This window comes from Hydrogenophaga sp. OTU3427 (assembly GCF_038440225.1).
GTDB lineage: Bacteria > Pseudomonadota > Gammaproteobacteria > Burkholderiales > Burkholderiaceae_C > Hydrogenophaga.
The window spans coordinates 17501-20000 of sequence record NZ_JASATI010000031.1; the positions used below are offsets into that span (position 1 = coordinate 17501).

1 rRNA gene (only partly in view) is annotated in these 2500 nt (G+C 51.6%); it reads left to right on the forward strand.

From position 1 onward, the window contains the following. Window positions 1-2490 (forward strand): 23S ribosomal RNA (locus AAHB17_RS16840); it begins 385 nt to the left of the window's first position. Window positions 2491-2500 lie beyond the last annotated feature (10 nt).

The following is a 2500-nucleotide window of genomic DNA, read 5'->3' on the forward strand; positions in this document are numbered from 1 at the left end:
TCCTGTCTGAATATGGGGGGACCATCCTCCAAGGCTAAATACTCATCATCGACCGATAGTGAACAAGTACCGTGAGGGAAAGGCGAAAAGAACCCCGGGAGGGGAGTGAAATAGATCCTGAAACCGCATGCTTACAAAAAGTCGGAGCCTCGAAAGGGGTGACGGCGTACCTTTTGTATAATGGGTCAGCGACTTACATTCAGTGGCAAGCTTAACCGAATAGGGAAGGCGTAGGGAAACCGAGTCCGAATAGGGCGATTCAGTCGCTGGGTGTAGACCCGAAACCAAGTGATCTATCCATGGCCAGGATGAAGGTGCCGTAACAGGTACTGGAGGTCCGAACCGACTAGTGTTGCAAAACTAGCGGATGAGCTGTGGATAGGGGTGAAAGGCTAAACAAACTTGGAAATAGCTGGTTCTCTCCGAAAACTATTTAGGTAGTGCCTCAAGTATTACCTGCGGGGGTAGAGCACTGTTTTGGCTAGGGGGTCATGGCGACTTACCAAACCAAGGCAAACTCCGAATACCGCAGAGTACAGCTTGGGAGACAGAGCACCGGGTGCTAACGTCCGGACTCAAGAGGGAAACAACCCAGACCGCCAGCTAAGGTCCCTAAAATTGGCTAAGTGGGAAACGAAGTGGGAAGGCTAAAACAGTCAGGATGTTGGCTTAGAAGCAGCCATCATTTAAAGAAAGCGTAATAGCTCACTGATCGAGTCGTCCTGCGCGGAAGATGTAACGGGGCTCAAGCCAGTTACCGAAGCTGCGGATTCACAGTTTACTGTGAGTGGTAGGAGAGCGTTCTGTAAGCCTGTGAAGGTGTCTTGTAAAGGATGCTGGAGGTATCAGAAGTGCGAATGCTGACATGAGTAGCGTTAAAGCGGGTGAAAAGCCCGCTCGCCGTAAGCGCAAGGTTTCCTACGCAACGTTCATCGGCGTAGGGTGAGTCGGCCCCTAAGGCGAGGCAGAGATGCGTAGCTGATGGGAAACAGGTCAATATTCCTGTACCGATTGTTAGTGCGATGTGGGGACGGATCTTAATAGGTTATCCGGCGGTTGGAAGTGCCGGTTTAGACAGAAGTAGGCGTGCGTTAGGCAAATCCGGCGCACATATACCGAGGCTGTCGATCGAGAGAGCTTGCTCTTGAAGTAACTGAACGAGGTCCCAGGAAAAGCCACTAAGCTTCAGCTAACAACGACCGTACCGCAAACCGACACTGGTGCGCGAGATGAGTATTCTAAGGCGCTTGAGAGAACTCAGGAGAAGGAACTCGGCAAATTGACACCGTAACTTCGGAAGAAGGTGTGCCCTAGTAGTGTGATGAGAACATCTGAGCACGAATGGGTTGCAAAAAATAGGTGGCTGCGACTGTTTATTAAAAACACAGCACTCTGCAAACACGAAAGTGGACGTATAGGGTGTGACGCCTGCCCGGTGCTGGAAGATTAATTGATGGGGTGCAAGCTCTTGATCGAAGTCCCAGTAAACGGCGGCCGTAACTATAACGGTCCTAAGGTAGCGAAATTCCTTGTCGGGTAAGTTCCGACCTGCACGAATGGCGTAACGATGGCCACACTGTCTCCTCCTGAGACTCAGCGAAGTTGAAATGTTTGTGATGATGCAATCTCCCCGCGGAAAGACGGAAAGACCCCATGAACCTTTACTGTAGCTTTGTATTGGACTTTGAACAGATCTGTGTAGGATAGGTGGGAGGCTTTGAAGTGTGGTCGCTAGATCACATGGAGCCAACGTTGAAATACCACCCTGGTGTGTTTGAGGTTCTAACCTAGGTCCATTATCTGGATCGGGGACCGTGCATGGTAGGCAGTTTGACTGGGGCGGTCTCCTCCCAAAGCGTAACGGAGGAGTTCGAAGGTACGCTAGTTACGGTCGGACATCGTGACGATAGTGCAATGGCATAAGCGTGCTTAACTGCGAGACTGACAAGTCGAGCAGATGCGAAAGCAGGACATAGTGATCCGGTGGTTCTGTATGGAAGGGCCATCGCTCAACGGATAAAAGGTACTCTGGGGATAACAGGCTGATACCGCCCAAGAGTTCATATCGACGGCGGTGTTTGGCACCTCGATGTCGGCTCATCTCATCCTGGGGCTGTAGCCGGTCCCAAGGGTATGGCTGTTCGCCATTTAAAGAGGTACGTGAGCTGGGTTTAAAACGTCGTGAGACAGTTTGGTCCCTATCTTCCGTGGGCGCTGCAGATTTGAGGAAGCCTGCTCCTAGTACGAGAGGACCGGAGTGGACGCACCTCTGGTGTACCGGTTGTCACGCCAGTGGCATTGCCGGGTAGCTAAGTGCGGAAGAGATAACCGCTGAAAGCATCTAAGCGGGAAACTCGTTCCAAGATGAGATCTGCCGGGGCCTTGAGCCCCCTAAAGAGTCGTTCAAGACCAGGACGTTGATAGGCTGGGTGTGGAAGCGCAGTAATGCGTTAAGCTAACCAGTACTAATTGCTCGTGCGGCTTGACCCTATAACTTTGA